21 protein-coding genes are annotated in these 22712 nt (G+C 68.2%); 9 read left to right on the forward strand and 12 right to left on the reverse strand.

The genetic code is table 11. The features are described from left to right. Window positions 1–316 precede the first annotated feature (316 nt). Both QHF89_RS43735 and aroC read right to left on the reverse strand, forming a co-directional pair. Window positions 317–1636, reverse strand: coding sequence for a hypothetical protein (locus QHF89_RS43735; protein ID WP_136965034.1), 1320 nt, complete (start codon window positions 1634–1636; stop codon window positions 317–319). Window positions 1637–1873: 237 nt separating this feature from the next. Then, window positions 1874–3037 (reverse strand): chorismate synthase, encoded by a 1164-nt coding sequence (aroC, locus tag QHF89_RS43740; RefSeq protein WP_136965033.1) that lies wholly within the window; start codon window positions 3035–3037, stop codon window positions 1874–1876. A gap of 106 nt (window positions 3038–3143) precedes the next feature. Here aroC and QHF89_RS43745 point away from each other — a divergent pair, with 106 nt between their 5' ends. Genes QHF89_RS43745 through QHF89_RS43760 form a run of 4 tightly spaced genes read left to right on the forward strand, consistent with a single transcriptional unit; the run spans window position 3144 to window position 7542 of the window. Next, the gene (locus QHF89_RS43745; RefSeq protein ID WP_136965032.1) at window positions 3144–3479 is read left to right on the forward strand and encodes a DUF167 domain-containing protein; all 336 of its coding nucleotides are present in this window, start codon (window positions 3144–3146) and stop codon (window positions 3477–3479) included. After that, window positions 3476–4333 carry a diaminopimelate epimerase gene (gene dapF, locus QHF89_RS43750; RefSeq protein WP_136965031.1) on the forward strand — a complete coding sequence of 286 codons (858 nt, stop codon included), beginning with the start codon at window positions 3476–3478 and terminating at the stop codon, window positions 4331–4333. The genes QHF89_RS43745 and dapF overlap by 4 nt, the downstream gene beginning before the upstream one ends. After that, on the forward strand, window positions 4330–6126 hold the full coding sequence (locus QHF89_RS43755; protein ID WP_136965030.1) for a response regulator: 1797 nt from the start codon (window positions 4330–4332) through the stop codon (window positions 6124–6126). Before dapF ends, QHF89_RS43755 begins: the two co-directional genes overlap by 4 nt. A 9-nt stretch (window positions 6127–6135) precedes the next feature. Then, window positions 6136–7542 (forward strand): DUF4388 domain-containing protein, encoded by a 1407-nt coding sequence (locus QHF89_RS43760; RefSeq protein WP_136965029.1) that lies wholly within the window; start codon window positions 6136–6138, stop codon window positions 7540–7542. A gap of 6 nt (window positions 7543–7548) precedes the next feature. Here the strand turns inward: QHF89_RS43760 and QHF89_RS43765 are convergent, their stop codons facing one another. The 4 genes from QHF89_RS43765 to QHF89_RS43780 form a co-directional block, all read right to left on the reverse strand. Beyond that, entirely contained in the window at window positions 7549–8751 is a 1203-nt protein-coding gene (locus QHF89_RS43765) for a formylglycine-generating enzyme family protein (RefSeq protein ID WP_136965028.1), read from the reverse strand. Beyond that, on the reverse strand, window positions 8745–9812 hold the full coding sequence (locus tag QHF89_RS43770) for a hypothetical protein (RefSeq protein ID WP_136965027.1): 1068 nt from the start codon (window positions 9810–9812) through the stop codon (window positions 8745–8747). Before QHF89_RS43770 ends, QHF89_RS43765 begins: the two co-directional genes overlap by 7 nt. Then, on the reverse strand, window positions 9809–10321 hold the full coding sequence (locus QHF89_RS43775) for a hypothetical protein (RefSeq protein WP_136965026.1): 513 nt from the start codon (window positions 10319–10321) through the stop codon (window positions 9809–9811). The genes QHF89_RS43770 and QHF89_RS43775 overlap by 4 nt, the downstream gene beginning before the upstream one ends. Before the next feature lie 79 nt (window positions 10322–10400). Next, window positions 10401–11306, reverse strand: coding sequence for a hypothetical protein (locus tag QHF89_RS43780; RefSeq protein ID WP_284721724.1), 906 nt, complete (start codon window positions 11304–11306; stop codon window positions 10401–10403). Window positions 11307–11367: 61 nt separating this feature from the next. Between QHF89_RS43780 and QHF89_RS43785 the strand changes: the two genes are divergently transcribed. From QHF89_RS43785 to QHF89_RS43805, 5 genes are all read left to right on the forward strand, one after another. After that, window positions 11368–12999 (forward strand): DUF1592 domain-containing protein, encoded by a 1632-nt coding sequence (locus QHF89_RS43785; protein WP_136965024.1) that lies wholly within the window; start codon window positions 11368–11370, stop codon window positions 12997–12999. Next, complete coding sequence (locus QHF89_RS43790) at window positions 12996–14357, forward strand: DUF1552 domain-containing protein (RefSeq protein ID WP_136965023.1); 1362 nt, start codon at window positions 12996–12998, stop codon at window positions 14355–14357. Before QHF89_RS43785 ends, QHF89_RS43790 begins: the two co-directional genes overlap by 4 nt. 161 nt (window positions 14358–14518) lie before the next feature. Further along, entirely contained in the window at window positions 14519–15631 is a 1113-nt protein-coding gene (gene ald / locus QHF89_RS43795) for an alanine dehydrogenase (RefSeq protein ID WP_136965022.1), read from the forward strand. 28 nt (window positions 15632–15659) lie between these two features. Then, window positions 15660–16739 carry an isocitrate/isopropylmalate dehydrogenase family protein gene (locus QHF89_RS43800; RefSeq protein ID WP_136935823.1) on the forward strand — a complete coding sequence of 360 codons (1080 nt, stop codon included), beginning with the start codon at window positions 15660–15662 and terminating at the stop codon, window positions 16737–16739. 6 nt (window positions 16740–16745) lie between these two features. Then, entirely contained in the window at window positions 16746–17078 is a 333-nt protein-coding gene (locus QHF89_RS43805) for an antibiotic biosynthesis monooxygenase (protein ID WP_136965021.1), read from the forward strand. A gap of 6 nt (window positions 17079–17084) precedes the next feature. Here the strand turns inward: QHF89_RS43805 and QHF89_RS43810 are convergent, their stop codons facing one another. The 6 genes from QHF89_RS43810 to QHF89_RS43835 form a co-directional block, all read right to left on the reverse strand. Beyond that, window positions 17085–18128: a trypsin-like serine peptidase gene (locus QHF89_RS43810; protein ID WP_136965020.1), complete on the reverse strand. Its 1044-nt coding sequence runs from the start codon at window positions 18126–18128 to the stop codon at window positions 17085–17087. Further along, window positions 18125–19207 (reverse strand): SAVED domain-containing protein, encoded by a 1083-nt coding sequence (locus QHF89_RS43815; protein WP_284721725.1) that lies wholly within the window; start codon window positions 19205–19207, stop codon window positions 18125–18127. The genes QHF89_RS43810 and QHF89_RS43815 overlap by 4 nt, the downstream gene beginning before the upstream one ends. Window positions 19208–19238: 31 nt before the next feature. Further along, complete coding sequence (locus tag QHF89_RS43820) at window positions 19239–20147, reverse strand: AAA family ATPase (protein WP_136965018.1); 909 nt, start codon at window positions 20145–20147, stop codon at window positions 19239–19241. Continuing rightward, the gene (locus tag QHF89_RS43825) at window positions 20144–20635 is read right to left on the reverse strand and encodes an HORMA-1 domain-containing protein (protein WP_136965017.1); all 492 of its coding nucleotides are present in this window, start codon (window positions 20633–20635) and stop codon (window positions 20144–20146) included. The genes QHF89_RS43820 and QHF89_RS43825 overlap by 4 nt, the downstream gene beginning before the upstream one ends. Then, the gene (locus QHF89_RS43830) at window positions 20632–21681 is read right to left on the reverse strand and encodes a CBASS oligonucleotide cyclase (protein WP_136965016.1); all 1050 of its coding nucleotides are present in this window, start codon (window positions 21679–21681) and stop codon (window positions 20632–20634) included. Before QHF89_RS43830 ends, QHF89_RS43825 begins: the two co-directional genes overlap by 4 nt. Window positions 21682–21778: 97 nt before the next feature. Then, window positions 21779–22711, reverse strand: coding sequence for an FHA domain-containing protein (locus QHF89_RS43835; protein ID WP_136965015.1), 933 nt, complete (start codon window positions 22709–22711; stop codon window positions 21779–21781). Window position 22712 lies beyond the last annotated feature (1 nt).

The following is a 22712-nucleotide window of genomic DNA, read 5'->3' on the forward strand; positions in this document are numbered from 1 at the left end:
GATAGGCGCATCGGCGGAGAGGGTTCCCGGTACGACGAGCAACGATAGGCGCATCGGCGGAGAGGGTTCCCGGTACGACGAGCAACGATAGGCGCATCGGCGGAGAGGGTTCCCGGTACGACGAGCAGCGATAGGCGCATCGGTGGAGAGGGTTCCCGGTACGACCAGCAGCGATAGGCGCATCGGCGGAGAGGGTTCCCGGTACGACGAGCAGCGATAGGCGCATCGGTGGAGAGGGTTCCCGGTACGACCAGCACCGATAGGCGCATCGGTGGAGAGGGTTCCCGGTACGACCAGCACCGATAGGCGTATCGGGTCAGCTAAATCCGTTGTCGTAGCGAGGCCCTTCGGCGAAGCGGGCCTCCGGCGGATTCGTCCATCGCGCGACGCGCGCAGCGTGCTCCTCGGCCGTGAGGGGCGTGAGCGGAGGGAGTGGCACGAGGGGCGAGTAGACGTGGAGACGCACCGAGGGCCTCCGCGCGATGAGCCGCTGCCCCGCTTCGGGCAGCCAGACGGTCGCGGGCGTGACAACGCGGACCTCGACGAGGTTCGGGAAGAGCTCGGTGGATTCGAGCGCCGCCCAGGCCGCAGGGTCCTTGTCGTCGCTCATGCAGATGGAGACGTAGGGCACCGGCCGGTCGATGGCGCAGATGAGCGCGGGCGTCGCCTGGAGCTGGCGCACGGGCGGGAGCAGCGCGACAGGGCCGGAGAAGATCACGCTCTCGACGGGGGACCAGGCGGGGTGGCCGACGAGGGGATCGCCGGGCGTGGCGTTCCACTCCACTGCGACCGGAAGGCCTTGGTGGAAGGTACGCACGCGGCTGAAGGGGTGGTGCACACGCTTGTCGCCGAGGAGCTGCTCGTGACGCTTGAGCTGGCGGTGGGTGAGCTTTTCGGCGCAATCGAGGGTGATGAACTCGCCGCGAGGGTCGCCGAGGGCGGTCAGCTCTTTCGCGCAGGCGAGGCGAACAGCGAGGTCCGCCGGATGGGCCCACACACGCGCCAGGATGGCGTCGAGAGAACCGGCGTCCGCGCTGGGCGGGGGCGGCTTCGGAACGACGGGGGGCGCCCGGTCCGTCACGCTGGAGGGCCAGCCGCAGAGCGCGTCAGGGTCGCCGAGGTCGAGCTTCTCGTCGTCTTCGTCGAAGTCGAGGCCGTCGCAGGGGTCGAAGATCGACTCGGCGCGCGTGGCGAGGCGAGCGGAGTAGCCCTTCGCGGCGAACGCGTCGAACCAGCCGATGCAAGCGATGAGCTCGGCCCGGGTGGACTCGAAGCGGTGGGTGTTGAAGACGAGCACACGCTCGCCGCCGGGGAGTTCGCCGAGATCGCGGGGAGCACAAGCCTTCTCGACGGCGGCGAGGAACGAGCGCAGCACGGCGTCGAGCTCCGGCGTGATGTGGGGCTTCAGCGCCTCGATCCGTTCGCGGGCGCGGGCGGTGGCCGAGGACGCGGGGCGGCGGAGGAGCGAGTAGGTGCTGCCATCGTGCTTCGAGCGCACGGAGGCGAAGTCCGCGGCGTCGAAGAAGAGAAACCAAGCGGGCGGCAGGAGGCCCTTGGTCCCGAAGAGCCCGGTGCCGCCCGAGGCCGGGTCGAAGGTTTCGGAGCCGTAGCACTCAAGGTACGCGGTGACGCCCATCGCCCCCCGCCCTAACAGGGAGGCCTGGTTCTGTAAATCGCCGACATGGGCTTCCCCATCTACGCGGATGGTCCCTCCTACGACCGGAGGTCGCCCGACGCCCCTCTCCCGGAGGGAGAGGGAGAGGGGGTGAGGGAGTGAGGGAGTGTCAGCGTGGGCGGGGAGGGACGGAGCTTCAGGCGGGGTTGAGCGAGCCTCAGCTACGGCAGGCTCAATGTTTCACGTGAAACGTCCCGGTCAGTAGGCCGCGAGCTGCGCGCGGTACGTCTCCACGTTGCGCCGAAGCTCCCCCAGGCTGTCGCCCCCAAACTTCTCCAGGATGGCATCCACCAGGGTGATGGCGACCATGGCCTCGCCGACGACGGACGCGGCGGAGACGGCGCAGATGTCGCTGCGCTCGTGCGCGGCGTCGAACGGTTCCTTGGTGTGGACGTCGACGGAGGGGAGGGCGCGCCGGAGGGTGGCGATGGGCTTCATGGCGGCGCGGCAGATCAGGGGCATGCCGTTGGTGATGCCTCCTTCGAGGCCGCCGGCGCGGTTCGTGGGTCGGTCGAAGTGGTGGGTCGGGTCGTAGGTGATGGGGTCGTGGACCTGCGAGCCGCGGAGGGTGGCGGCCGTGAAGCCGAGGCCAAGCTCGACGCCCTTGATGGCGTGGATGCTCATGAGGGCCTGCGCGAGGCGGCCGTCGAGCTTGCGGTCCCACTGGACGTGGCTGCCGAGGCCCGGCGGGAGGCCGGTGGCGATGACCTCGAAGACGCCGCCGAGGGTGTCGCCCGCGTGCGAGGCTTCGTGGATGGCCGTGCGCATGGCGGCCTCGGCGTCGGGGTCGACGCAGGCGAGGTCGGAGGCGCGGGCGCGGGCGCGGAGCTCGGCGAAGGGGAGGTCGGGGAGGGTGGCCGTGACCGAGCCGATGGAGACGACGTGGGCGAAGATGTCGATCTGGAGGAGGGAGAGGAGCTTGCGGCAGATGCCGCCGACGGCGACGCGGGACGCGGTCTCGCGGGCGCTGGCCCGTTCGAGGATGTCGCGGAGGTCCTTGCGGTCGTACTTGAGGCCACCCGCGAGGTCGGCGTGGCCAGGGCGGGGGCGGGTGAGGGCTTCGGGGGGCGCGGGGAAGGGGTCCGGGCCCATGCGCCCGGCCCAGTTGGCGTGGTCGCGGTTGTCGATGCGCAGGGCGATGGGGCCGCCCAGGGTCTCGCCGCCCCGGACGCCTCCGACGAGCTCGGCCCGGTCCGTTTCGATTTTCATGCGCCCGCCACGGCCATACCCGCGTTGACGCCGTGCGAGGTCGTGATCGACGTCCTGGGAGAGGAGGGGCATCCCGGCCGGGATGCCTTCGACGATGGCCACCAGCGAAGGGCCGTGTGATTCACCCGCTGTCATCCAACGAAGTCGCGCCATGCCCCCACGCTAGTACAGGAAGGCAGGGCCCAAAAGGATCGGGCGAAAGTTCGAATTCAAGAACCGTATGGACGGGTCGGTTTGCGCTAGGATGCGCCACCGCGCGATGTCGAAAGCAACGAACCAGATTCCCGGGGAATGGGCGCGGCTCGAGATGAGCGAGCGCGCCGGCGCCGTGCGCTTCTCCGTGCACGTGCGCCCGCGCTCGTCCCGCTGTTCGATCCTCGGGGTGCGCGAAGGAGCGCTCGACGTCGCGTTGACCGCGCCACCCGCCGAAGGAGCCGCAAACGAGGAGCTGCGCAAGCTCCTTTCCCGCGTGCTCGAGGTGCGCCGCGCGGACGTGAACATCCTCGTGGGCGTGAGCAGCCGCAGCAAGCTCTTGGAGATCAACGGGACGAGTTCGATCACGGTGCGCGAGCTCTTCAGCAAGGCGAAGCGATGAGCGGCGCGCTCGCGTTCGAGAAGTGGGAAGGGCTCGGCAACGATTTTGTCGTCCTTGACGCAAGCTCGGAGGATGCGATCACGCCCGAGCAAGCGCGCGCGCTCTGTGATCGGCATCGAGGCATCGGCGGCGACGGCGTGTTGCTCGTGATCGGCGGCGCGACGCCGCGTATGGTCGTGCTGAACGCCGACGGGTCGCGGCCGGAGATGTGCGGGAACGGGCTCCGGTGCGTGGCCGCGTTCCTCGCCGACCGAACGGGCGCCGAGGGGCTGTCGATGGTGATCGCGACGGACGCCGGGGACAAGCCGTGCGCCATCGAGCGACGGAGCGAAGGTCTTTACGACGTGACCGTGGACATGGGTCACGCGAAGATGGGGCCGAGGCTCGACGTGGAAGCGGAAGGGCGGACGCACGGGTTTTCGACGGTCGATGTGGGCAATCCGCACGCGATCACGTTCGAGCCCTACGCCGAGGCGGAGATCGACCGGGTGGGGCCGACGGTGGCGACAGCGCCGGCGGGAGGGATCAACGTGGAGTTCTGCCGGATGCTCGGGGAAGGGGCGCGGCCGCGGATCGCGGTGACGGTCTGGGAGCGCGGCGTGGGGCGGACGCTCGCCTGCGGGACGGGCGCGTGCGCTGTGGCGGCGGCGGCGTGTGAGCAGGGTCGGGCCCCGCGCGGCGCGCCGATCGAGGTGTTTCTGCCTGGCGGGCCGCTCGAGATCACGGTGGACGAAGCGCGGGCGTTGCGCATGAAGGGGCCGGCGCGGCGGGTGTTCCGGGGAACGTGGGAAACGAGCTTCGGGCTTGGCCCAGGCCAGCCGACTCCTCCATCGTGGGCCGAGACCACGTCATGATGAACTCCATGCCCCCGATCCCCGCGTCCCGCCGCCGGCCGCTCGATCGGGGCGGCGCGCCCGCGCTGACCGTGCTTTGCATCGCGCAAGACGCCGCCGTGCGCGAGCTCGTCCCGCGCGTGCTGCGCTTCGACAAGGTGCTGGTGACGGCCGACTTCTCCGAGGCGTTCATGATGGCGACGGCCGAGATGCCGGACATCGCCTTCGTGGAGCTCGGGATCGGCGACGGCGCAGGCCTGAGCCTGGTGCACCACCTGAAGGCGCTCGTGGCGGACCTCAGCGTGGTGACGCTGGCGACGAAGAAGAACCTCGACGCCGCCGCGAACGCGCTCTCGCTCGGCGCGTCGGGCCTGCTCTTGATGCCGCTCTCGGGCGACGACGTCCTCAGCTCGGTGTGGGGGATCAAGCAACGGCTGGTCGAGCGCGCCGAGCGGGATCGGTTGGAGCGCGCCGCCGCGGTGAGCGCGCGCGCGACGGGGTGGATCGCCCGGATCGCCGAGATCGCCGAAGCGGCGGACCGGACGAGCGCGGCCCGCGAGCTCGTGGAGATCCTCGTCGAGGTGACGGGCGCGAAGGGCGCCGCCGTGTACCTCGCCGGGGACACGCCGCAGGAGCTGGTGCTCGGCGCCGCGAGCCCCGGGCTCGACAGCGCGCCCGCGACCGGCACCGAAAAACACATCCTCGACACGTTCGCCACGCCGCGCCGGCTGCTCGCCGTGCCGCTCGGATCGCGCAACGTCGCGGCCGGGTACGTGCTGCTCGACGAGGACAAGCCGCGTGGCCGCGCCGAGACCGGCGCCGACCCGCCGATCGATGGGATCATCCGGCTGCTCGCGAACGTCGCCGCGACCGCGATCGCCATGCTCGGCGAGCGCGAGCGCGCCGCCCGCGGGGGCGCCGCCATCAAGGACCCGACGTCGAGCGCGTACTCGTTCGCGTATTACGTCGACGTGGCCGGCCGGGAGATCGGGCGCGCGCGCAGGTACAACCGGCGGTTCGCGATCGTGACCATGGTGTACGAGCCGATCCCCGGGCAGCCGGCGATCTCACCGACCGAGTACGCCGACCGGCTGCTCGCCACGATCCACGACACGGACGTGCTCGCCCGTGTCGACGAGAACGAGTTCCACCTGCTCTTGCCCGAGACGAGTGGCCTCGGCGCGCACTCGGTCCGGCGTCGCATCGCGCGGCTCGGGAGCGGGGAGAAGTCGGTGACGAGCCGCGCGCTGCTCGTCGGCGCCGCCGCGTTCCCGACCGACGGGCAGGACCTCGGCAAGTTGCTTCGGGTCGCGCGCCTGCGCGCCGAGGCGAGCAAGACGTCGGTGGTGCACAGGCTCGATCCGGAGTCGAACACGGTGCCGGATTTGCTCGAAATGCTCATCTGGGAGACGGTGAACGCGGCGCCGGCGCGGCAGACGTCGGCGGTGCGGCCGATCGAGCTGGCCGCGGCGGAGGCGCAGTCGCTCGCGCAGGCGGTGGTGGCCGACGCGCAGCGCGGCGGCGCGGCGACGATCGTGGTCGCGCACCACACGGACCTTTGCCTCGGCGCGGCCGTGCGCTCGGCGCTGGGGCACGACGCCGACAAGATCGCGCTGCACGCGCTCGACCTCCGGAGCGTGCCGGGCTGCGAGCGGATCGAGGCGCTGGCGATCATCGCCGAGCACGGGGCCTACGCGCTCGTGGCGCGCAACGACGACGGCCTGCTCCGGGGCGCGCACGCGGCCGATCCGCTGCTCGCCGACGTGCTGGCCGAGCGCCTCGGCCGGGCCGCGGGCGTGCGGGTGATTGGATAAGGGGCGGCCATGTCGCGACGCGTACTCCTCGTGGACTCCGATGTCGACGCGCTCGGCGCGCTCGCCTCCGCGCTGCGGGCCATGGGCCTCGCGGTGGCGAACGCGAACAGCGCGGAGAGCGCGCTCGAGCAGGCCTACCAGAGCCGCCCCGACGTGGTGCTCGTGCCGCGCGCCCCCGAGCGCGGCGGCAACGTGCGCGAGGTCTTCAAGGAGCGGCCCGAGTTCGCCGACATCCCGGTGCTCTTCCTCGTCGACAAGATGGTCGACGTCGACCTCGTGCAGGACGAGGTGATGCGGGTCGACGTCGACCAGATCGTCTCGCGCATCACGGAGGTGTCGCGGCGCGTGTCGCGTCCGCCGTTGCCGCAGGACATCCGCGGCGACCTGGAGCAGGTGCCGCTCGTGGACATGCTTCAGCTCCTGGCGATGAACCGCCGGACGGGGTCGCTGAGCATCACCACGGCGCGGGGTCCGGGCGAGGTGAAGCTCGCCGAGGGGCAGATCGTCGACGCGAGCTTCAGCCGTCGGACGGGGGAACGCGCGCTCTACCGGCTGCTCGCCGAGCGCCGGGGCCGCTTCGCCTTCTCGCCAGGCGACCCGCCGACCCAGCGCCGCATCCAGGCCTCCACGAACATGCTGCTGATGGAGGCGATGCGGCAGGTCGACGAGCTCAACGAGCGTCGCGCGAGCCTCTCGCCCGAGGGGGAGGTGTTTGCCTTGTCGGACCTGGCGAGCCTCTCGGGGCTGCTCGACGGCCCGGAGTCGATGCCGGATCCGTCGTCGATGCGGGGTCGGATCTTCGAACTCTTGCAGATGCCGCGCAGCATCGACGAGCTGCTCGACGAGATCGACGGTCCGGACCTCGACATCCTGGACGCGCTCGGGCAGCTCAAGAAGAGCGGCAAGGTCAAGACGATCCCGCTCGCCACGCTGACGACGCCGCTGGCGACGCCGGAGCAGATCCCGGTGCTGCGCTCGCTGGCGACGCGGCTCGTGCGTCCGGGCTTCTCGGTGCCGCCGCGGCTGCTCCTGGCGACGAGTCCGCAGCGGCTGGGGGTGCTCGCGTACTCGATGCGTCGGATCACGGACGTGGTGATGGCGCCGGAGCCGACGTCGCGTGCGCCGCTGACGCGCTCGCTCGGGACGATGCGTCTCGGCGAGGGGGTGGAGGTGGCGGTGATCGGGCTGCCGACGGACGAGACGATGGCGCCGACGTGGGCGCTGTCCTTGCCGGGGACGGCGGCGGTGGTGCGCGTGGGCGAGGCGGAACGAGCGGCGCTCGAAGCGCATTGCGAGGCGGTGGAGGTGATGCTGCTCGAAGCGGATAAGCTGATCGGGCAGTTCGACGCGACGATCCCGGCGGAGCTAGCGGCGCTCTTGCGGGCCGCGCTGGAGGCGGCGGCGGGGGCGGGATAACGTGATTCAGGGCGCGTCGCAGCAGCGAAAGCCCACGTTCGGATAGCCCTCGTTGCGCGCGAAGGGGAAGGTATCCCCGCATTTCGACGACGAGAGGCTGCCATACCCGCCGCCGCGCGCCCCGCAGTTGCTGCCGTCGCACGCGTTCTCCCATTCGGCGACGTTGCCGCTCATGTCGAACAGGCCTGGCACGCTCCCCGCGCACGTCGCCAGGGATCCGGCGGGCGTCGTGGTCGTGCCCTCGGTGTTGCACGTGGTCTTTTCGTACGTGTCGCCGTAAGGATACCCTTGGGACGACGCGCTCGCGCAGGCGAGATACCACTCGTGCTCCGCGGCGGGAGCGAACGTCTTGATGAATTTGCCGTCGACGCCGCCGCAGAGGCGCTTGCCGGCCCATGCGCAATAGGCATCTGCCGCGCACCATTTCACGCAGACCTGGGGGTGGCCCTCGCACCCCGCGCCCTGGCAGACCTCGCTCTTCGCCAGGCATTCCTCGTCGGGGTAATACGCGGTGGCGAGCCCGCAGTCGGCGTCGCCGCTTTCGGGCGGGTGCGGGTTTGTGGCGAGCCAGCTCGTGTAGGCTGCGCGGGTCACCTCGGTGGCGTCGATCGAGAAGCCGCCCTGCGGCGCGGTTACGGTGCCGCCCTGGGGGCAGGGTCCGCACCCGGCGGAGCCACACGCGCCCGTGCAGCGGGGCGCGGGATCGGGGCATTCGGGGTCGGTGAGCGCGACGCCCTCTGCGTCCTCGGGCAAGCCCGCCTCGTCCACCGTCGGGTCGACGCATTGCCCCTGTTTGCACGTCTGTCCGAGGGGGCACTCCTTGCCGAGGCACGATGTGCAGAGCGGCATGCGCAGGACGACCGATCGCTCGCTGAAGCGCAGGACGGCGCTGCGCGCGATCACCGTCTGGCCGTCTTTTTTACCCTCGACGACGACCGTGATCGGATCGGCGTTGCTCTCGCCCTGATAGAGTTCTTTTTCAGAGAGCACGTAGGCGTCGGGCAGATCGGTCACGATGTCGTACCCGAAGTCGTCGGAGAGCTCCGTCTTGTTCGTCCGCCGCGCCGTGAGGGTGAGCCCCTCGAACGTGACCGGCGTCGGGGCGTCCGTCGAAATCGCCACCCGGATGATCCCCGAAGGCGCGTCCCCACAGCCGGTCAGTGCGGCGAGCGCCACGCCCGCCCAAAGGAGCGGAGAACGTTTTACCATGAGAAAAGCGGCCTCCCGAACGCAGAGGTGCCCGAGCCGAAACCGCCCGTCGGCCCAGGCTTTTCCTCTTTCGTCCGATCATAAATGATCCAGCCCACGCCGATGCCGAGGCCCACGGTGATGAGCGAGCCGATGACGATCGCCGCCGTGGGGTCGCTCGGGGGTGGCCCCGTGGTGGTCCCGGGTGGGCTCGGCAAGGGCTCGTAGGACGTGAAAAACGGCGGCGCGCTCGTTTCGGCGCGAGGGGTTTCACGAGGCGTGGGCTCGGCCTTCGGCGGCTCGGGCTCCGCAGCGGGCGAAGCGTCCGCCGGTTCGGTCTTCTTCGGCGCCACGAGGCGCACGACCTCCACCCGCAAGAGCGCGCCGCACCCATACGGCGGTGCGGTGTCCTCGGCCGTGGCTTTCGCGCAGACGGCCTGATCACCGCCCTGGTTCAAGATCTCGCGCTTGGCCGTGCTGTGCGCGCCCGCGACCTCCTGCGTCGCCGGGCCGCTGCCGACCGAGGCGTCCGCGCCGAGCGACGCGTCCCCGCCGGCGAAAAACTCGAATGCGCCCACGGCCAGGGCCGTGACGACGTGCGTCGCGCTTGCGCAATCGCCCTCGAGCTCGTCACGGCCGATCGCATCGCGCTCGGCCTGGAACGTGCCCACGATCGTCAGCGAGACCTGGAGCTGCCCGGCCTTCTTCAGCGCGGCTTCGAGGCGCGCGGCGCCGAGGGGCAGGGCGGCGTGCAGGTCGTCCTCGTCGCGGATGGTCACCCGCTCGCGCTGCGGCGTGGTCGAGACGTAGCCGTAGGCCCCCGGGACACGGCAATGCCCGAGCACCGCCATCGTGTCGCCCTGGTAATGCACCGCGACTGCGCCGCGCCGCGCGAGCGCCTCGAGCTTCGTGCGCTCGGCGGCCGGCCATTCGATGATCAGCGGCTCGTCCTGGTTCTTGAACGAGCGCGCCTTCGCCTGGTCCCTCGGCGCGTATTCGGGCGCCTTCGCGACGAGGGCGGCAGGCGAGCCGCAGCCCGCGGCAGTGGCGAGCGCGAGGAGCGCGGCGAGGGCCCGCCTCACGGGCAAACCACCTTGATGAGGGTCTTCGAGGTGCGCGTCGCCGGATCGGTGTCGGCGCAGCCCGCGCGCTTGATCAAGGTTTCGATTGCGACGTTCTCGCGCCCGCACAAGGAGAGCAGCTCGCCGTTGGTCACCCCCGTGGCGACGACCTCCACGAGGGAGTACGCGCCGACGCCGTTGTCACAGGTCGGCGCGCCCTCGACGCCGCCCGCAAAGCGCAGGGAGATGTCCATGAACTTCTCGCCGTCGTCGAAATCGACCACCTTGGCCGAGGCGATCTCGAGCGAGTCGGCCGGCCTGTTGCACCCCGATACCTGGAGGGTGCCCGTGAGGTCGATCCTCGGGGCTGCGTCGGGCTGGGTCGAATCGACCTCGATCGGCCCCTTCGGCGAGACGGTGACCGTCGTCGGGATCTCGTCCTGGCAGGTATACTCGTCCGGGCCGCAGCCGGCAGCGAGCAGCGCGGGAAGGAGGGCGAACGAGACCAAGCGGGAAGGGGACACGGGCATGGCGGGCCATTCTAGGGCGACCGGCGCACCATGGGAAGGCCCTTCGCGGCTCGTCGCATCCAGCGCGGCGAGGTTCCACCTACGGCATACAGAGCCGAATCGACGATCCATAAAGCCCCGCCCCTCCATCCACCATCACGCGGTACACATGCTCGTTCGTCCCCGCCGGGCACGAGCATCCCCCGGTCCACGGATTCCCCACGCGGCACGTCGGCTCCACGTCGTCCACCTGGAATGCGCCTCCGAACGTTCGCAGCGGCGCCTCCTTGTTGCCACAAAGCACCACCACGCTTCCTCCCTCCGCACCGTTGCATGGCAGCCGGAGGATCGAGCGCAGCCCGATCACCTCGTCGAACCCCGCCGGGCACGCGCAGGCCCCGCCGGCCATCGGGTTTCCGACGCGGCATTGCGCCGTCGAGCCGCACCATCCGTCGAGATCGTCGACCTGGTACGCCCCACCGAAATCGCTGTCCGGTGCGAGCGTGGGCGTCACGCAGAGCTGCAGCGTCGTCGCCGATCGCATCGGCACGCCGGGGCAATCACTTTGCACCAAGAGCGGCAGCGCGGACGCCGGGCTCGGGCAGCCGCATGTGCCGGTCTGCGCATTTGCCGTGCCACACCCCGCGCATTCCGGTGGGAAGGTCTCGAACGCACCGTAGAGGTTCAGGCAATCGGTGGGGTTTTCCACGAGCGTGCCATTGCAGTCGTAGGCGCAGGTCCCGTTCACGCATTGACCGCCCGGTCCACAGGAATTGTTGCACGCGCCGCAATGTGACGCGTTGTCCTCCAGGTGGACGCATTTGCCGTTGCACGTGGTCTCGGTGGAGAAACAACCGTGCCCGCCTTCGTTCGAGCCTCCGCCGCCGCCACCCCCTGCGCCGCCCCCCGCGCCGCTGTCGTCGCCGCTCCCACCGCTCGAACAAGCCGTGAGCAGGAGCGCAAAAACCAGATTCGAGGCAGAGTAAAAAATTCGCAGCGTCGACACGGGCCGATCGTACCACGATCGCGCTTGTTTCGACTCCCTGGAGTCTTGTAACTTCGAACGCATGCGACAGGCATATGCGCCTTTGCTGTGCGCGCTCGTGGGCCTCGCGAGTTGCGTGGGCATCATCGGGGACTCGGGCGACGAGCGGGCCGCCGCCGCGGCGTTCGCGCCCGCCGAGCCGACGCTCCATCGCCTCACGCGGCCGCAAATCCAGAACGCCTGGCTCGATCTCTTCGGCAAACCGCTCACGATCCCCGCGGATCTGCCGGTCGACGACGTGCTCTATGGCTTCTCGTCGATCTCCGCGGCCCGCAGCACCATCGCCCCTGTCGACGCCGAGAAATACGAGAACGCGACGTACGTGGTGCTCGATCAAATCTTCGCCGATCCGGCCCGGCGCGACGCGCTCGTTGGGTGCCCCGTGACGGCCGTGGGCGAGCCGTGCGTCAAGGACTTCCTCGCCTCGTTCACCACGCGCGCCTGGCGCAGGCCCGCCTCCGAGGAGGAGGTCACGTCGCTCCAGGTGCTCTCGGCGAAGGTCGCGACCGACCTCGAAGACGAGGCGCAGGGCCTCAAGTTCGCGCTCGCCGCGGTCTTGCTCTCGCCGCATTTCTTGTTCCGCGTCGAGGTCGGCGAGCCGGGGGACGGAGGGTATCGATACACGGGCTGGGAGATGGCGAGCCGCCTGTCGTTCCTGCTGCTCGACGCGCCCCCCGACGATACGCTGCGCGAAGCAGCGCGGCGCGGCGAGCTCGCGACGACCGAGGGCGTGCGGGCCCAGGCGTCGCGTCTACTCGACGATCCACGCGCGCGCGTCACGCTCACGCGGTTCTTTCGCGACTTCATGAACATCGGCAAGCTCGACGCGCTCGACAAGCACCCGGACAAATTCCCCCAGCTCTCGGCCACGCTCGGGCCCTCGATGCGCATCGAGATGGAGCGCATGTTCGAGAACAACGTCTTCGAGAAAGAGGGCGATTTCCGGGACATGTTCACGACACGCGACACGTACCTCAACGAGGACCTGGCGCGCGTGTATGGCATCGAGGGCATCACGGGACCGGAATGGACGCCCGTCACGTTGCCCGACGACGGTCGGCGCGCAGGCATTTTGACGACGCCCGGGTTCCTCGCGCTGAACGCGCACAAGACGCAGACGTCGCCGACCCATCGCGGGCGTTTCGTCCGGCTGAACATGTTCTGCCAGGACATCCCGCCGCCCCCGCCGGGAATCAACACCACGCTGCCCGAGCCCGAGCCGGGCAAGCCCACCACGCTGCGGCAGCGGCTCGACGAGCACCGGACGAATCCCGAATGCGCGGGCTGCCACGAGCAGATGGATCCGATCGGCTTCGCCTTCGAGAAGTACGACGCGATCGGCGCGTATCGCGAGACCGACGAGAATGGTCTGCCGGTCGATTCGACCACGGTGGTCGACGGCCATCCCGTCGCGGGGCCGATCGACATGGCGGAGCTCGCCGCCTCGCTCCCGGAAGTCGGCGCCTGCATCGCGCGGCGGTTTTACGAGCACGCGGGCGCGCACCTCGCCGGCAAGGGGGACAAGAACAGCGTCGAGGAGCTCGTCGCCGATTTCGTGGCGAGCGATTACCGGTTCAAGGACCTCGTCCTTGGCCTCGTGACCAACGACGGATACCGCTACGCCAGCAAGCCCTCGCAGGAGGTGAAGCCGTGAGCGCACGCAAAATCGAACGCCCTTCCCGTCGCCTGTTCCTGCGCGGACTGCTCGGTGGCGCCGCCGTCGCCGTGGGCCTTCCGATCTTCGAGATGATGCTGAACGGGAATGGCGACGCCTTCGCCGACGGCGAAGACATCCCGACCCGCTTCGGCCTCTGGTTCTTCGGCAACGGCGTCCACCTGCCCACCTGGACCCCGCCCACCGTGGGGCCGGATTGGACCGTGCCGGAGGATTTCGGCCTCGTCCCGCTGCTGCCGTACAAGGACTACGTCAGCGTGATCAGCGGGCTCTCGGTGAAGACGCCGCGGCATCCGCACCATTCGGGGATGTCGGCCGTTTGCTCGGGCGGACCGCACCTCAAGATCGACGACGTGCGCGACACGATCGTGTCGACGATGAAGTACCCGAGCATCGATCAAATCGCCGCGCAATACTTCCAGTCGCTCGCGCCAAACCCGTACAAATCGCTCGAACTCGCCGTGACACGCTTCCGCGGCACCGACGAGGGCACGTCGTTTCAGCACCTCTCGCACAACGGCAGCAAGAGCGGCGAGACGAACGTCAATCCGTCCGAGGAATCGCCGCACGCGTTCTTCGATCGTCTATTCAACAAGGGCGCGGGCTCGCCGCTCGTGGACCGCGCGCGGGGGAGCGTGCTCGACGCCGTGAGCGGGCAGATCAAGACGCTCCAGGGCCGGCTTGGCGCCAAGGACAAACAGCGGCTCGAGCAGCACCTCACGAGCATCTCGGAGATCGAGTCCCGGCTAAACCTGCCCATCGGCGAGTGCAACAAGCCCGACGATCCGGGCGCGTTCCCCGATCTCGCCTCGAACGAGCAGATTGCCGAGAAAAACAAGGCCGTGAGTGATCTCGTGGCCCTCGCGCTCTCCTGCGGGCTCACACGCTCGTTCTCGATCCAGTATTCGACCTGCGGCTCGGGCGCGGTGTTCTGGATGGTCGGCGCGACCGACGGGCAGCATTACATGAACCACACCGAGCCGGCGCCCTACACGAAACAAAAGGACGCCGTGCGGTTCACCATGGGCCAGCTCGCCTATTTCCTCGATCGGCTGAAGAACACGCCCGACGCGACCGGCAACCTGCTCGATCACAGCTCGATTTTCGTCTGCACCGAGCACACCGAGGGCTGGACCCACTCCCAGGACGACCTGCCCATGCTCCTCTGCGGCAAGGGCGGCGGCCGATTGCGCGGCAATGTTCATTACCGTCAGGACGGCGGGAATGCGAGCCGCGCGCTCATGACCGCGCTGCGCGGCGCGGGCCTGCCGCTCGCGGAGTTCGGTTACGAAGAAGGGTACACAAAGGAGCGGATCGCAGAGCTCGAGACGGCGTGATCCTGACGCGGCGCTTCCGCGCAGCGCGCTAAATCCCTGGAAAGTCGCCACGATCGCCGCATCGCGTCGTTCGCGGAACTGGCTCCACGTGCCGTTCCTTCTGCTATGGTCGCGCGCGCCATCGCGGCGCCGAAGCGTCGACCAAGTCGGGAGGAGACATCGTGCTCATCGGAGTTCCGAAGGAGATCAAGACCAGGGAGTACCGCGTCGGGATGACGCCGGCAGGCGTTCGCGCCTTCGTTGGCCGCGGGCACAAGGTGCTCGTCCAGCAAGGGGCCGGCGAAGGCAGCGGCATCAAGGACGAGGTCTACGTGCGCGCAGGCGCGACGATGGTCCCGACCGCCGCCGACGCCTGGAGCGCCGAGATGGTCGTGAAGGTGAAGGAGCCGCTCGCCGCCGAGTACGGGTTCTTCCGGAAAGACCTCATCGTCTACACGTACCTGCACCTCGCGGCCGAGCCCGAGCTCACGAGGAAGCTCGCCGAGACGGGCGTGGCGGGCGTGGCGTACGAGACGATCGAGCTCGCCGATGGCTCGTTGCCGCTGCTCCGGCCGATGAGCGAGGTGGCCGGCCGCATGTCCGCGCAGGTGGGCGCGGCGTGCTTGCAGAAGGAGCACGGCGGCAAGGGCATCCTGCTCGGCGGCGTGCCCGGCACGCGGCGCGGACGCGTGGTGATCCTCGGCGGCGGCGTCGTCGGCAAGAACGCCGCGACGATCGCGGTCGGCATGGGCGCGCAGGTGACCGTGCTCGACGTGCGCGGCCAGACGATGGAGTACCTCGAGGACGTGTTCGGCGGGGCGATCGAGACGCTCTACTCGAACGCGGACAACATCGAGGCGTGCGTGCAGCGCGCGGACCTCGTGATCGGCGCGGTGCTCGTGACGGGCGCGAAGGCGCCGAAGCTCGTGACCGAGAAGCTCATCTCCGAGATGGAGAAGGGCAGCGTGGTGGTCGACGTGGCCGTGGACCAGGGCGGCTGCATCGAGACGTGCCGGCCGACGACGCACGACAACCCCACCTACGAGGTGCACGGCGTCGTGCACTACTGCGTGGCGAACATGCCGGGCGCCGTGAGCCACACGAGCACGTGGGCGCTGACGAACACGACGCTGCAGTACGGCCTTGCGATCGCGGACAAGGGCGTGGCAGCGGCGGCGCGCGCGGATCGCGCGGTCTTGCTCGGCGTGAACACGTTCGGCGGCGCGGTGACGTACGGGCCGGTCGCGCAGGCGCACAACCTCGAGTACGTGCCGGTCGAGCGGGCGCTCGGCTGAGCTTTCGCTCTAGCTGAAAGGGAGAGCCGTGGGATCGCAGCGCAAGAAGATCGCCATCATCGGGGGAGACGGGATCGGGCCGAGCGTCACGCACGAGGCGAAGCTCCTGCTCGAGATCTACCGAGACAAGGCGGGCTTGCCGCTCGATCTCTGGGAGCTCGACCTGGGCGCCGATCGTTACCTGCGCGACGGCGTGACGTTCCCGAAGGAGATCCAGATCGCGGTGCAACGCGAGTGCGCCGCGGTCCTGCTCGGCGCGCTGGGAGACCCGCGCGTGCCCGGCCTGGAGCACGCGCGGGACATCCTCTTCGGGATGCGCTTCGGCTTCGACCTCTACGCGAACGTGCGGCCCGTGAAATCGCTGTCCGATCGCCTGGTGCCGCTCAAGGGTCGAGGCGCGAAGGACGTGGACATGGTGGTGTTCCGCGAGAACACCGAGGGCGTCTACGTCGGCATGGGCGGGCAGTTCAAGCGAGGCACGCCCGACGAGGTCGCGATCAACGAGGACCTCAACACGCGCAAGGGCGTCGAGCGGATCGTGCGCGCGGCGTTCGATTTCGCGAAGCGCACGGGCAAGAAGCGCGTGTGCATGGCGGACAAGTCGAACGCGATGCGGCACGCGCACGAGCTCTGGCTACGCGTGTTCGACGAGGTGCGGCGCGAATACCCGGAGATCGAGTCGCGCCACCTCTACGTGGACGCGCTCTGCCTGCTCATGATCCAGGACCCGTCGCAGTTCGAGGTGCTGGTGATGAACAACCTCTTCGGCGACATCGTGACGGACCTCGGCGCGGCGCTGCAAGGCGGCCTCGGGATGGCGGCGAGCGCAAACGTGCACGCGTCCGACCCGACGCGCGTGGCGATGTTCGAGCCAGTGCATGGATCGGCGCCGCCGCTCGCGGGCAAGGACATAGCGAACCCGTTCGCGGCGCTGCTGACGGTGGGCATGATGCTCACGCACCTCGGATGGCCGGACGAGGAGAAGCGAATCGAGCGAGCGGTGTCGGCGGCGATCGAAGAGAAGGCGTGCACCGTGGACGTGGGCGGCACGCTGGGCACACGCGCGGCGGCGGCGTGGGTGCGGGAGCGGGTGGCGAAGGAGCTGTAGGGCCGGATGAGCGGTCGCGGGCCGGGGTTCGTGGTGCTGTATCGGTGGAGGCTTCACCCGGGGAGGGAGGAGGCGTTCATCGAGGCATGGTCGCGGATCACGGCGCACTACCGGGAGAAGGGCTCGTTCGGGTCGCGGCTGCACCGCGGATCGGACGGGCTCTTCTACGGATACGCGCAATGGCCGAGCGACGCGGCGAGGCAGAAGGCGTTCGCCGAGGCGGAAGATCCGGCCGACGCGGAGCAGATGCGGAGCGCGGTGGCGGAGCGGTTTCCGGAGATCCGGCTGGAGTCGGTCTCGGACTATCTGGTGCTGCCGGGGGCGGGCGAGAAGGCGTGATGGGCGTCACGGTTCGGCGCGTGATTCGAGGAGGATGCCGCGGTCGGTGAGCGCTTCGACGATACGATCGATGCGGATGCCTTCGTTTTTGCAGAGGGGACCGTTGGTTGGATCGCCCTCGATGCCCTGCGCGTGCAAGGCGACTACCTGCCAGAACTCGTTGCATACGGGCGAGCCGGAGGAGCCGGGCAGGGTGTCGGTGAGGTACTGGATTCGATCGTGCGCCACGTGCACGACCTCGTTGTGCACGAGTCCGATTTTTTTCAGGCGACCCTCCGGGTGCTGGATGATGTAAACGAAGTCGCCTGCGCGCACCGGCTTCGAGGGCGTCAGTTTCAGCCGGGGGTAGGTGCTGTGGAAGGGCTTCTTCGGCCGCAGGATGGCCCAATCATGGGCGCGCTCGCCCGTGATGGTCGCGATGTCCCCCTCGTACGTGTCGACGCTGCGAGGTTGTCCCGACGGACCCCGCTCGTAGTGGAACCAGATGTCGACTTGCTTCACGGGACGAGCGTCTTCGTCGTGAAGGACATGGTAGTTCGTCAGGATCGTATTCGGAGCGATCAGGAACCCGGTCCCGTGAAACGATCGGTCGTCTTGCCTCACTGTCGTGAGACGCACGACCGACGTGGCGATTCGAAGGCCCTCGTGAAAGAAGGTCATGTCCAGGAAGGTCGGCTGCTTGCCGGTGATAACCTCCTGTCCGCTCCATACGAGGGGCGCCTTCGTCGGTGCCGTGGCCTCGATGGGCGCCGGACGCGGGCCGAGGAGGCGATCGAGTCGCGCGTGGTAGGCGGCGATTGTGCGATCATTGCGGGCATTTTGCGCGATCTTTCGGGTGTGTCCACTGGCCGCTGCGACTTCGAGCGCCTCCCTCCAGACGTCGCGCGATGACTGCTTGGGGTTGATGCGGTGCCTGTCGATGCCGGATCGGTCGATCATGTGGTGGTCCGTTCCATAGGCGCGGAACATGACCTCGTGGAACTCGACGGCTTCGGGCTTGCTCCAGTCGTATTCGGCGTCGTCCAGAAAATGGGCTGAGGGCTCCGTCATTGGGACGTCTCCTTATGGGTTCCGTGTGTGCCGCTCGCGAGACGTTTGATCTCCCGATGGTGGGCGGTGATGTGCGAATCCTCGATGGCACGTCGCACGAGCCCGCGGAGGTGACCTCCGCGGGCCGCGACTTCGAGCGCAGTTTTCCAGTAGTCCCGCGGCGTTTGGTTGACATGCAAATGGGCTGAATCGACCCCGCTCTGCGCTAGGATCATCTCTGCCCTCGAGCCCGCACCGTAGGCTTTCACCATCGTCTCGAAGAAATTGACCGCGGTGGACTTTTGCCAATCGTATTCGGCGTCGTCGAGGAACGGCTCTTCGCGCAGACCGTCCTCCGCAAGCACGATGGCTCGCTGGTACTGCGGCCACTTCTTCACGGCATACTGATAGGTCACCACGCCCCGATACATGGTGGGGTTGATCAGCGTTCCCAGCTTGAACGCGAGGCCCACCGGAACGGCGGCGAAGAGGTGGATCGCCGTGCGGTTGGGGAACAGCGCTCGAAGCCGCGCAATCCCGAGGTTGAACGCCTCGATCACCTCGGCAAGGGCGCCGCCCGTCTCCAGGGCGTCGGGGTAAGGTTCGGCGAGCGCGATATCGAGCTCGAAGAGGCTCCACGGCACGACCTCGGCCGTCTCTTCGGGCCTGATCCGGGCCGACGTCGAGACGCGGATCACGACGGGGCCTTTGTCCGTGGACCCGTGCTCCGGGAACTTCATTGGCTTCAGCGCGGTCCGCTTCGGGAATGGTTTATCCGGGGTGTAGACCCACTTCGACTGGGAATGGTTGAGCTGGTAGAGGTCGATATCGAAGCGATTCTCGACACGATACCCCAGATGAATCGCGAGGGGGATCGGAGCGAAGCCGAAATAGGCAAACCATTTTCGTCCTGCGAGCTGGGGTTTCAAGGTCTCGTCGAAGAGCCGATCCTGCTCGGACTGCAGGGCCGACCAGTCGAGCTTGTAGGAATCCCCGAGCGTTGCGCCAATCGGCACGATTTCCGCGGAGTTCCACCCGGCCGCGCTTTGCGACCCCGGAAGGGCCCGCTTGATCTCTTCGGGCCCGATGGCGCCGAGCACGGGGTGCGTAACGACGAGGAGGCGATTGGGATCAAGCATCGGTTCGAGGCTCCTCTCGGGTCACGAGCGGCGAAGGTTCGATATGCGCGAGCGCGTCCAGGAGCACAGCCGCCCCGAACGGGGAATCGGCCCGCCACGCCTGCCGAAGCGCGGATCGTCCGAGGCGCACGGTGAGATCCGAAAAGCTGAACGGCACACCATGACGTGCCCCCGTCGCTTCCATGAGCGCGTCGAGTTCGTCCTTCGTCGGCCGTGTTCCCGCGAGAAGTTGCTCCATCACCGCGCGGCGTTGCACGGCGTTCGGCCGGTCAAACCGAAGGTGCAACGATGCACGCCGCGTCACCGCAGGGTCCAGCGCGCTCGACCGATTCGTGATCATCAGGACCGCGAGCGGTGCTTTCTCCCGGGCAATCGCGTCGATCTGCTTGATGAGCACGTTCACCCCGGCGCGGTCCTCGTGGTGCGCCTGCGCCTGGCCGCGGGCGGTCGCCAGATCGTCGGCCTCGTCGATGATCAGGAGCCCGCACCCGACCTGCTTGGCCCGCGCGCGTGCCTGCTCGAAGGCCTCGGTGATCCGTGTCGATAGCTCGCCCACGAGCCCGTGCCCGCGAATGTCCGAAGGCGTCTCCATCGCGAGGATCAGGCGGTCGAGCGTGTTCGCGAGTGGAGTCCCGACCGACGTGGCCAGGGCCGTTTTTCCGCAGCCGACCTCGCCAGAGAGGAGGATCAGCGGGGAGCCCCCGCCCATCGCGCCGATGCCGGGCAATCCTTTCGGGTGGTGCGTCTTCCTCCATTTCTCCACCCGCTTTGCATCGAGACACAACGAGAGCTCGTCGAGCAATTGCTCCTTGTGCGTGTCGATGCCCGTCAGCGCATCGTACCGCGCAGCGGCGTCCTTGGACGGGTGGGAAACCTCGTGAAGTCGAAGGTTCGTTATCACCAATCTCCTACCTTGCTACGCATGACGCCGTAGCCGTCCTTGGAGAACGCCCGATCCCGGCTCGAATCTCCCTCGACCAGGCTGCCGCCGGGGCCCCAGCCCCGTTCTCGCAGCCAGGCTTGTACCTTTTCGAGGTTCGGCGCGCCCTGTCGGTACGTGAGGCACACCGTGACGCCCGTATCTCGCGGAAAACCGTAGGGATCGAACCCGCCGCCTTTGGCCCCCTCCTGCACCGTCCCGTCGTCGCGAACCTCATAGTTGAGCGCCAGGCGTTTTCCCTCGGGTGTCTTGAGCTGGAGCTGGAAGCTCGTGACCGCGTTGTTGGTCACGGCGTAACTCAGCTCGTCGAACCATTTCTGGATCGTTTCGCGCTTGATCAGGCCGGCGTCCGCCACGAGCATGCAGTCCGCGAGAACGTTGTGCATGACCGCGCGGGCCCGCGCCTCGGTGAACGTGCTTGCTTGCGAGGCCGTGAAGCTCGTCGTCACGACGCCTCTCCATGGTCCTTGATGGCATTGCCGAAGAGCGCGACGAGCTCCTCGAAGACCGCGGCCGTATCATCCGCCGTGTCCGCCGCGATGACCCGCGCCATTCCATCGCGGGCCTCCTCGAACCATTTGGCGAACTCCTGGAGCTTGATGTTCGTCCAGGTGGCAGGGACGACGTTGTTCTCCGGATTGACCGGATCGAGCACGGTCCAGATGTCGCTGCTCCGCGTCGAGGACGGGTCCTTGAAGTCGTTGAAGTCCACGCGCTTTCGCTCGCGGACGATGTGCGCGATCCGTCCGAACCAGCGGCTCAACGTCTCCGTGTACGTCTCGTTGACGCTGTACTCGTCGAAGGCCTTGGCGCAGAGCAAATCGATGAGGATCGTGGGCACCTCGTCGAGGACGTCGCTCTGCGACTGGCGGAGCTCGCGCCACCATTTGACGAGGCGCACGCCTTCGTTGAACTTCACACGGCCGTCGAGGAGATTGCTTGCCGCGGTGCGCTTCTTGACGAAATCGATGTGCTTCTGGACCGACGTGAGTCTGCGCTCCCCGTCGCTCCGAAGGAGCACCTGCGCTTTGTCATCGCCCACGACGGCGAGCATGGGGACGATGTCGTAAGAAAGCTTGGACTTCTTGAAGCTCAGGCGGATCGAGCTTTTCGTCGGGTTTCGCTCCGTGTCGCGATAGCTCTCCTTCGTGTACTGCTCGAACCGATCGAGGAGGGTATGGATGTTCTCCCCCTCCTTGCTTTGCGGAGAGACGACGAACGGCAAGTCGACGTCCTGTCCTTCCACCTCGAATTTCCCGCGCATGTGGCGCCGGAGCCCCGTTTTCTTGGCGAAAGAGCCTGACCAAGGCGTAGAGCGGACGACCAGGCCGTCCTGGACCGCCTTTGCGCTGAGGCGCTTCCGGATCTCGTCCGCCTGCGTTTCGATCGTCTCGTCGGTTTCCTTCTCCGGCTTGATCCAATCCACGAAATTCATGAGCGCACGGTGCGACGCGCTCTTGGTGCTGAGCTTGCCCATCGATCCTTCCTGGTCCACGACATCGTCGAATCACGACGTACCGGCCAGGCGAGGATAAGAGGAACGCACCCGTCCGCAAGGACGGAGGGTATTACAACCTATTACACGAGGCAGCCTACGACTTGAGGATCTCGATGCGTGACGTGCCGATCCGGAGCAGCCGTCGTCTCCGCTCCACGATATCCGCCGACCGCTCCACGCCCGCCTTGCCGAACGCTTCCCGCAGGCGGTAGATGTTCACGTTGAGAGCCTTCTCCTCGACGTGCAGGTCCTGCGTCAGGGTTTCGAGGTCGTACCACCCTTGCTCCTCCTCCGGGAGCGAGCCTTCCGCGGCGTCCTTCAGGCGCTCGCGCGCGAGGAGCAGAAGCGCGTCGAAGACCGCTCGCTCTCCCAGCGGCAGGACATCCTTGCCATGGACGATATCGACACACACATGCTCTTCATTCCGGCTCACGCGAAACCGCAGCGCCAGCGTGTTCACGGAAAGCGACGGTCGCACCTTGTAGGTCCCGGCGACCGGAGACCTCGGTGGGACCGAGACCTCCCACGTCTCCCCGGCGACCGTGATCTGCTCGTCCCCCGCTGGACGCCGCGACCCATCGGGTGTCTCGACGAACCAATGCCCCTCGGAATCCTCGACAATCGAGAGAAGGACGTTCGTCGCATCGGGGAGTACGAGCTGCCCGTCCTCCGCGGCCCGGACGTCGCCCGTGCGCGTCGAGCGCGTGGTGACCACGGGTCCGCGATCATCAATGAGCTCCCACTGTTCTGCGTCGGCGCCGAATCGAAGGACGGTCTGTCGGGCAAGGAGGACCCGGTTCCGGGGAGGAAGCGCTTCTCCGTCGACGAACGTGCTGTTCGTGCTGCCGAGGTCACGTGCTTCCCAGCGGCTCCCGTTCCACGAAATGGAAGCGTGGTTGTGCGACGCCGCTGGATCGGCGAGCTGCACGGTGCAGCGCGGCGCGCGGCCCACGATCGAGTCGGCGGCCAGGACCACGGTTCTTCCGGAGGAGATGTGCTTGAGGACCCCCATATCGCTGGAAGCCATG

Source organism: Polyangium sorediatum, assembly GCF_029946465.1.
Classification (GTDB): domain Bacteria; phylum Myxococcota_A; class Polyangia; order Polyangiales; family Polyangiaceae; genus Polyangium; species Polyangium fumosum.

Bases quoted from the DNA above. Each gene is read 5' to 3' on its own strand.
- QHF89_RS43735 (WP_136965034.1), bottom strand. From the start codon at position 1,636: ATGGGCGTCACCGCGTACCTTGAGTGCTACGGCTCCGAAACCTTCGAC.
- aroC (WP_136965033.1), bottom strand. From the start codon at position 3,037: ATGGCGCGACTTCGTTGGATGACAGCGGGTGAATCACACGGCCCTTCG.
- QHF89_RS43745 (WP_136965032.1), top strand. From the start codon at position 3,144: ATGTCGAAAGCAACGAACCAGATTCCCGGGGAATGGGCGCGGCTCGAG.
- dapF (WP_136965031.1), top strand. From the start codon at position 3,476: ATGAGCGGCGCGCTCGCGTTCGAGAAGTGGGAAGGGCTCGGCAACGAT.
- QHF89_RS43755 (WP_136965030.1), top strand. From the start codon at position 4,330: ATGATGAACTCCATGCCCCCGATCCCCGCGTCCCGCCGCCGGCCGCTC.
- QHF89_RS43760 (WP_136965029.1), top strand. From the start codon at position 6,136: ATGTCGCGACGCGTACTCCTCGTGGACTCCGATGTCGACGCGCTCGGC.
- QHF89_RS43765 (WP_136965028.1), bottom strand. From the start codon at position 8,751: ATGGTAAAACGTTCTCCGCTCCTTTGGGCGGGCGTGGCGCTCGCCGCA.
- QHF89_RS43775 (WP_136965026.1), bottom strand. From the start codon at position 10,321: ATGCCCGTGTCCCCTTCCCGCTTGGTCTCGTTCGCCCTCCTTCCCGCG.
- QHF89_RS43785 (WP_136965024.1), top strand. From the start codon at position 11,368: ATGCGACAGGCATATGCGCCTTTGCTGTGCGCGCTCGTGGGCCTCGCG.
- QHF89_RS43805 (WP_136965021.1), top strand. From the start codon at position 16,746: ATGAGCGGTCGCGGGCCGGGGTTCGTGGTGCTGTATCGGTGGAGGCTT.
- QHF89_RS43810 (WP_136965020.1), bottom strand. From the start codon at position 18,128: ATGACGGAGCCCTCAGCCCATTTTCTGGACGACGCCGAATACGACTGG.
- QHF89_RS43835 (WP_136965015.1), bottom strand. From the start codon at position 22,711: ATGGCTTCCAGCGATATGGGGGTCCTCAAGCACATCTCCTCCGGAAGA.